Annotated in this window: 5 protein-coding genes; 3 read left to right on the top strand and 2 right to left on the bottom strand. The window is 67.4% G+C overall.

The annotated features are described in order from the left end of the window. On the top strand, window positions 1-407 hold a 407-nt coding region (locus tag KGM94_RS21440), incomplete at its 5' end, for an ABC transporter substrate binding protein (protein WP_300263859.1). Between the two features lie 132 nt (window positions 408-539). Here KGM94_RS21440 and KGM94_RS21435 read toward each other — a convergent pair. After that, a complete protein-coding gene (locus KGM94_RS21435; protein WP_300263857.1) occupies window positions 540-1,772 on the bottom strand; it encodes an FAD-binding oxidoreductase in 1,233 nt (410 codons plus the stop codon). Between the two features lie 66 nt (window positions 1,773-1,838). Beyond that, the gene (locus KGM94_RS21430; RefSeq protein ID WP_300263855.1) at window positions 1,839-4,877 is read right to left on the bottom strand and encodes a ribonuclease E/G; all 3,039 of its coding nucleotides are present in this window, start codon (window positions 4,875-4,877) and stop codon (window positions 1,839-1,841) included. A gap of 714 nt (window positions 4,878-5,591) precedes the next feature. Here KGM94_RS21430 and KGM94_RS21425 point away from each other — a divergent pair. Further along, window positions 5,592-6,872 carry an N-acetylmuramoyl-L-alanine amidase gene (locus tag KGM94_RS21425; RefSeq protein ID WP_300263853.1) on the top strand — a complete coding sequence of 427 codons (1,281 nt, stop codon included), beginning with the start codon at window positions 5,592-5,594 and terminating at the stop codon, window positions 6,870-6,872. Between the two features lie 217 nt (window positions 6,873-7,089). After that, the coding region (locus tag KGM94_RS21420) for a transglycosylase domain-containing protein (protein WP_300263851.1) at window positions 7,090-7,851 on the top strand (762 nt) is incomplete at its 3' end.

The following is a 7,851-nucleotide window of genomic DNA, read 5'->3' as shown; positions in this document are numbered from 1 at the left end:
TAGTCTCGATCGAGACACCAGACGGTGACGCATCGGACATTGATCGGTTGATTCGCTCGCTCAAGGACAAGCCTAACAGCGGGCTTATTTTCCTGCCGGATGCGCACACGTCTGTCCGGCGTGGCCACTATACTGCGTTGGTTGCGCAGTCTCGACTTCCGGCCATTTACCCGCTTCGCCTCTATTGCGCAGCCGGTGGCCTGATCTCCTACGGAGTGAACTTGGACAAGATTTTCGCTGGCGCGGCATCCTATGTTGATCGAATCTTGCGCGGGGCAAATACTGCCGAACTGCCTGTCCAAGCTCCAACCGAATTTGAGTTGGTCGTGAACCAAAAAGCTGCACGACAAATCGGCCTGCAACTGCCCCCCGCGTTGCTCGCTCGCGCCGACGAAGTGATCGAATAGAGATTTCTGCTGGGGCATGAGTCCGGTTGTTGGCCCCAAGGCCGACATGCAGCCATGTCGGCCTTGACGTTGTCCTCGAAGCGCAAGGCGGGTGTGACGAATTCTTGCGTACGCGCCCTGTGTCGTCCGCAGTCAGAACCGATCCATCGCATATGGCGCGGGATCGATCGACGGCGTCTCGCCGGTCATCATCTCCGCGAGCAGGCGGCCGGTCGCGGGTCCCAGCGTAAAGCCCTGGTGGCCGTGGCCGAAGTTCAGCCACAGCCCGGGATGACGCGGCGCCGGTCCCAGCACCGGCAGCATGTCGGGCGTGCAGGGCCTGGTGCCGAACCACGGCTCCGGCTCGACGCGCGCGCCGAGATCGAGCAGGCCTCGCGCCGCGGCTTCGGCCTTCGCGAGCTGGACAGGCGTGGCGGGCGCATCGGGGCTGGTCAGCTCGGCGCCGGTGGTGATGCGGAGCCCCTTGGACATGGGCGCCATCGCATAACCGTTGGCGGTGTCGACCAGCGGCAGGTCGAGTGAAGAGCCGCCCTGATAGTGCATGTGGTAGCCGCGCTTGCGCACCAGCGGAACGCGATAGCCGAACCGCTGCAAGAGATCCGGCGACCATGGCCCGAGCGCGACCACCGCGCAGGCCGCGTCGCAGCGTCCCTCATCGGTGTCGATCGACCAGCCGGCGGAGGCCTGCCTGAGGCTCCGCGCATCGCCGCGGACGATGCGGCCGCCGAGCCGCTCGAACAGCCCGGCATAGGCCGCGACCAGGCCGCCGGGGTCCGACACCGTCCAGGGCTCGAGCCAGTGGATGGCGCCGGGAAGATCGTCGCGCAACAGCGGCTCGGCCTTCGCGAGCTCGCTGCCGCTCAGGACGCGAAACTGCACGCCATGGTCGCGCCGATTTTCTTCCGCGGTCGCGATCGCCTGCTCGAATGCCTTGGCGTCGCGATGCAGCAGGCGATAGCCGGCGCGGCGGACGAGGTTGTCGGCATGGGCTTCGCGGATGAGGACGTCGTGCTCGGGCGCGGCATGGGCGATGAGGCGGGCCCAGGCCGCGATCGCCCGGCGGTGCCGCTTCGGCGCGGAATGCCACCAGTAGCGCAGGAGCGGCGCCACATGGCGGGGAAGCGACGCGAGGCGGTAGCGCACGTCGTTGGTGCGGCCGGTTGCGACGTTGAACAGCGTGGCGAGGTCGCGCGGCATCGGATAGGGCCGCACCGCCTCGCTCTGGATGATGCCGGCATTGCCGTAGCTCGTCTCGCGGCCGGGCTCTTTGCGGTCGACCAGGGTGACCGACCAGCCGCGACGTTGCAGGTGCAGGGCGGAGCTCACGCCCACCATGCCGCCGCCGAGAACGATCGCGCTTCGCATTGCCGCTCACCCGCCAAATGAAAAACCGCCCGGATCGGCCGGGCGGTCTCTTGTCGTGCGCCTGGTCTATTCGCCGCCGCCGAAGCGGCGCGACCACCATCCGGCCCGGCGCGGCTGCGCCGAGGTCTCGTCGGCGGCCTCGGGCGCGGGTTCGGCCGCGCGAGGCGGCGCAGCTTCCGCCGGCGCCTGCGCCAGCGGTGCCGCGGCTTCGGGCTGGCTGCCGAAGCTCACCTTCTCGCGGACGGTCGAACGCCGGCGCGCGGCCTTGTCGGACTCGTCCGCCGGTGCAGGCTCGATCGGCGCATGGACTTCGGCGGGCGCAGGTGGCGGTTCCTCGTCCTGAAGCACGGAAGGCTGTGCCGCGTTCTCGCTCTGCGCGATCGACGGTGAAGCCTCTGCACTCAGGCCGTCGAAATCGGCGACCGCTTCGCTCGGCTCCGGAGCCGCGCCGCTCATCACGCCGATCTCGTCGGCGATCGATCCGGCGAGACCTTCCTCGGCGCCACCGCGCCGGCGGCGTCCGCCCCGGCGTCCGCGCCTGCGGCGCCCGCCGCCTTGCTCGGCGCGCGCCTGGCCCGGTTGTTCCTCGGTGTCCTCGCCCTCCTGCTCGGAAAACACTTCCTCCTCGGACTCGCCTGCGATCATGGCCGGCTCGGGCAGGGAAGGCGGGGTATCCTCGCGAAGCTCGCCCTCGCGTGCGCCGCCGCGGCCGCGCCGGCGCCGGCGCCGCTTGCGCCGCTGGCCGTCCTGCTCGGGCGCCGCATCGCCGGCCTGCTCCTCGGCGAGGCCTTCGGTCTCCTCGGTCTCGACCTCGGACTCGGACTCGACGTCGAAGGCTTCCTCGTCCTCAATGGGTTCTTCCGCCGCCGGCGGCGGGTTGGCGGCGAGCTGCGCCGCCAGCAGCGCCTTGGCCGCTTCCAGCGTGTGCACCTGGTCGCCGCGGTCGATGATGTAGGATTGCGGCCCGCTCACGCTCGGATCGGCGATGATCGACAGCGTGACCTTGAAGCCGTTCTCGAGGTCGCGCAGATGGCCGCGCTTGTGGTTCAGCACGTAGAGCGCGACGTCGGTGCGGGTGCGGACCACGAGATTGTGGGTCGCGCCCTTCATCAGGAGCTCTTCCAGCCCGCGCAGGAGCTGCAGTGCGACGGAGGAGACCGAGCGGACGTGGCCGGTGCCGCCGCAATGCGGGCAGGGATCGGTCGAGCTCTCCAGCACGCTGGCGCGGATGCGCTGGCGCGACATCTCCAAGAGGCCGAAATGCGAGATGCGGCCGACCTGGATGCGCGCACGGTCCTGCCGCAGGCAGTCCGACAGCTTGCGCTCGACCGCGCGGTTGTTGCGCTTCTCGTCCATGTCGATGAAGTCGATGACGATCAGGCCGGCGAGATCGCGCAGGCGAAGCTGGCGCGCGACCTCCTCGGCCGCCTCCAGATTGGTCTTGAGCGCCGTGTCCTCGATGTGGTGCTCGCGGGTCGAGCGGCCGGAGTTGACGTCGATCGAGACCAGCGCCTCGGTCTGGTTGATCACGATGTAGCCGCCGGAGCGCAACTGCACGGTCGGCGAGAACATCGCGTCGAGCTGGCTTTCGATTCCCATCCGCGAGAACAGCGGCTGGCCGTCGCGATACTGCTTCACCGCGTGGACATGGGACGGCATCAGCATCTTCATGAAGTCGCGCGCTTCGCGGTAGCCGGCTTCGCCGGCGACCTGGATCTCGTCGATCTCCTTGTTGTAGAGATCGCGCAGCGAGCGCTTGATCAGCGAGCCTTCCTCGTAGACCAGGGTCGGGGCCTGCGACCGCAGCGTGAGATCGCGCACCGTCTCCCACATCCGGATCAGGTACTCGAAATCGCGCTTGATCTCGGGCTTGGTGCGCGAGGCGCCGGCGGTGCGCAGGATGATGCCCATGCCCTCGGGCACGTCGAGGTCCTGTACGACCTCCTTCAGCCGCGAGCGGTCCTGGGCCGAGGTGATCTTGCGGCTGATGCCGCCGCCGCGCGCCGTGTTCGGCATCAGCACCGCATAGCGGCCGGCGAGCGACAGGTAGGTGGTCAGTGCCGCGCCCTTGTTGCCGCGCTCCTCCTTGACGACCTGCACCAGCATCACCTGGCGCCGCTTGATGACCTCCTGGATCTTGTACTGCCGGCGCGGCCGGAAGGTGCGCTCCGGCACCTCCTCCAGCACGTCGTCGCCGCCGACGGATTCGACGAGTTCGTCCTCGGCCTCGTCGCCGTCCTCGGTTCCGTCGTCGTCTTCGGCGGCCGCCTCCGCGTGTTCCACATGCGGTGCTTCGCCGCTCACGGTCTCGGCATCGCCGAGGTCGCCGGTCTCCTCGGCGGCGGCGACCGTCTCGAACCCGGCGGGCTCATCATGGATAGCCGCTTCGGTCTCTCGGGCCTCTTGCGGCTCGGCTGCGACCTCGGGCCCGTGCGAGGAGGACACCACGTCGGCGGCCAGCGCTTCGGCGTGGCCGTGATCGTGCTCGTCGTGATGATGCTCGTCGTGGTGATCGTCATCGTGCGCGTGGTCGTGATCGCCATGCGCGTGCTCGTGGTCGTCGTGACCATGCGCCGCGACATCGTCATGATGCGCGGCCTCGGCATGCAGATGCTCGCCGTCGTGCGACGCGACGTCGCCGTTCTCCGCCGGCACCTCGTCTTCGACCGGCTGCGCCGCGAGGTCGGCGCCGGCATCGAGGCCCTCGACGATCTCGCTCTGGACGCGTTCGCCGTGGCCGCGGCGGCGGGCGTTGCGATGGCGGGAGCGGCGGCGATGGTTGGAGCGGTTCTCGCTCTCTTCCTCGGCCTCGCGATGGGCCTGCTGCTCGGCCTCGATCAGCGCCTGCCGGTCGGCGACCGGGATCTGGTAGTAGTCGGGATGGATTTCGCTGAAGGCGAGGAAGCCGTGGCGGTTGCCGCCGTATTCGACGAAGGCGGCCTGCAGCGACGGTTCGACCCGCGTGACCTTGGCGAGATAGATATTTCCGCGCAGTTGCTTGCGTTGCGCGGTCTCGAAATCAAACTCTTCGACGCGATTGCCGCGGACCACGACGACCCGGGTCTCTTCCGGGTGGGTGGCATCGATCAACATCTTGTTGGGCATTTTTGAACTCTTGGCGGCGGCGGGCGCGATTCAGCGTCGGCGCAGATCGCGCCGCCGGGTGACGCGACGGTCCACCTGATTCGGGGGTGAGGGGAAGGCCGAAACGCGGCATCTTGCGCCGGTCCGAACGCGGCTCTGCGGACGCTGCGCGGCGCACGGGAGCTTCGCTCCGCCGCGTCGCGAATTGTCCTTCAGATGTCGTCGGCACAGTCTGGCGCATCAAGCGTCGGCCCGTATGAAACATTGGGCGGCGTGGGGCCGCCCCTCATTAGTCGCTGCTGGCCAGGTTTGGCGCCAAGCCTGATGCCATGGCGCTCGCCTGAGGATCACAAGGCCGTTCCTTTACAGAAACGGGTAATGGGCTACGCCGCCAGTCAAAGCCGCCCCTGGAACTTGTCAGGTAACCCGGGACCGGCGCCACCGGAGCTTGAACCCGCCCTAACCCCGCCGCCGCGCGCCGCGCTGGCGATGAAGGAGGACGGAAAACGCTGGAATTCTCACACCTTGAGAGTTCCGGCGCTGCACCGGGAGGCTGAATGCGACACAACCGGAAATATTGGCCATCAGCACTCCGTACATACGTGGAATGCGACCTTCGTGCAAGGGAGCGTCGCGCGCCGGTCACAGTTGCCGAGATTTGGCGGCCATGTCTTAAGAGCTGATTAACCCTGTGGTTCTATTGCGATAAAAGAGCTGCTCGGAGGCACGGAATCGGTGACGAGCCGCGCAAATCATGGTGTTTTGCTGGGATGGGCGTTGCTGTGCGCCGCAGCATTGCCATGCGCCGATTCCTCCCGCCTCAATGCCGCGGAAGGTCCGGTGCAATCGGCCCCGGCAGCCACGAGTTTCCCCATTGCCTCCGCAGCCCGCCTGGCCGGCGATGCCAGGCAGACCCGGTTCATTCTCGATCTCGACCGGACCATCAGCTTCCGCGCCTTCGCGCTGGCCGACCCTTACCGGGTGGTGGTCGACATTCCTCAGGTCAATTTCCAGCTCCCGTCCGGCGTGGGTGGCGGCGGGCGGGGGCTGGTCAAGGCGTTCCGTTACGGGCTGGTCATGCCGGGCGGCTCGCGAATCGTATTCGACCTGACAGGGCCGGCCAAGATCGCCAATTCCTACGTGCTCGAGGCCGCCAACGGCCAGCCGGCCCGCCTGGTGCTGGAGTTGGAGGAGGTCGAGCGCGCGGCCTTCGTGACGGCGCTCGCCCCGGAGAGCCGACAGGCCTTGCGGCCCCTGCCCGCCGACGCTGCGCCGGAGCCCGCACCGCAGAAACCGGCTGCGCCGGCCGATCGGCGCCCGGTGGTGGTGATCGACCCCGGTCACGGCGGCATCGACAACGGCACGCAGTCGAGCGGCGAAAGCGAGAAGAACCTGGTGCTGACCTTTGCGCTGGCGCTGCGGGAACGGCTGGAGAAGAGCGGCAAATATCGCGTGGTCATGACGCGCGACGACGACACCTTCATTCCGCTGAACGACCGGGTGAAGGTCGCCCGCGGGCTCAACGCCGCGCTGTTCGTCTCGATTCACGCCGACGCCCTGCCGCGCCACGAGGGCGACGCCCAGGGCGCCACCATCTACACGCTCTCCGACAAGGCCTCCGACGCCGAGGCCGAGCGGCTCGCCGAAACGGAAAACCGGGCGGATGCGATCGGCGGCGTCAATCTGACGGAGGAGCCGACCGAGGTCGCGGACATCCTGATCGACCTCGCGCAGCGGGAAACCCGCACCTTTTCGAACCGCTTTGCCCGGTTGCTGATGGGCGAGATGAAGTCCACGGTACGGATGCACAAGCACCCGCTGAAGTCGGCCGGGTTCCGGGTCCTGAAGGCGCCCGACGTGCCGTCGGTGCTGGTCGAACTGGGCTATGTCTCCAACAAGGGCGATCTCGAGCATCTGGTCTCGGAGAGCTGGCGCTCGCGGACCGTGGGGTCCATGGCGCAGGCGATCGACGCGTTCCTGGCCAAGCGGCTGGCGACGGCGGCATCGGGCAATTGAGTTGGAGTTTCCGCGGCCTGCAAAGCCCTAGTTTGGCCACAGCAGGCGCTCTATAAACTGCCGCAGGGGGCGCTGGAATCGTCAAAATCCCCCTCGGCAAGCGTGTTTGGGTCTGGCCGCGGCAAGGCGTCGTGTTCGAAGCTTGCAGGCCGGCGGAAATCGCCATTTGAGGACGGCGCCAATCGTCGGCGCGACGGGTTGAACGGATAAACAGAGAATGCGCCTGCTGATACGGTTCTTGGGTTTCCTGTTCGCCGCGGGAACCGTGGTGTTCCTGGTCGGCGTCGGCGCCGTGGCCGGCTTGATCTGGCATTTTTCCAAGGACCTGCCGGACTACTCCCAGCTCCAGGATTACGAGCCGCCGGTGATGACCCGCGTGCACGCGGTCGACGGCTCGCTGCTCGGCGAATATGCCAAGGAGCGGCGGCTCTATCTGCCGATCCAGGCCGTGCCGAAGCTCGTGATCAACGCCTTCCTCGCGGCGGAAGACAAGAATTTCTACGAGCACGGCGGCATCGACTATTCCGGCATGGCGCGCGCCGCGCTGCTCTATGTGCAGAATTACGGCTCGAATCGACGGCCGCAGGGCGCGTCCACCATCACCCAGCAGGTCGCCAAGAACTTCCTTCTGACCAACGAGGTGTCGTTCACCCGCAAGATCAAGGAAGCGCTGCTCGCCATGCGCATCGAGCGGACCTATTCCAAGGACCGCATCCTCGAGCTCTATCTAAACGAAATCTATCTTGGGCTCGGCGCCTACGGCATCGCCGCCGCATCGCTGGTCTATTTCGACAAGTCGGTGAACGAACTCACCATTGCGGAAGCCTCGTATCTCGCCTCGCTGCCGAAAGCGCCGGCGGCGCTGCATCCGGTGCGCAACCGCGACCGCGCCATCGAGCGCCGCAACTATGTGGTCGACCGCCTGCTGGAGAACGGCTGGATCAAGCAGGCCGACGCCGACAAGGCGCGCAAGGATCCG

The sequence above is a fragment of the Bradyrhizobium sp. genome, assembly GCF_028868675.1.
Classification (GTDB): domain Bacteria; phylum Pseudomonadota; class Alphaproteobacteria; order Rhizobiales; family Xanthobacteraceae; genus Bradyrhizobium.
The sequence above is the reverse complement of the archived record's forward strand: the minus strand, read 5'-3'. Positions and strand labels throughout refer to the sequence as shown.

Bases quoted from the DNA above. Each gene is read 5' to 3' on its own strand.
- KGM94_RS21435 (WP_300263857.1), bottom strand. From the start codon at position 1,772: ATGCGAAGCGCGATCGTTCTCGGCGGCGGCATGGTGGGCGTGAGCTCC.
- KGM94_RS21430 (WP_300263855.1), bottom strand. From the start codon at position 4,877: ATGCCCAACAAGATGTTGATCGATGCCACCCACCCGGAAGAGACCCGG.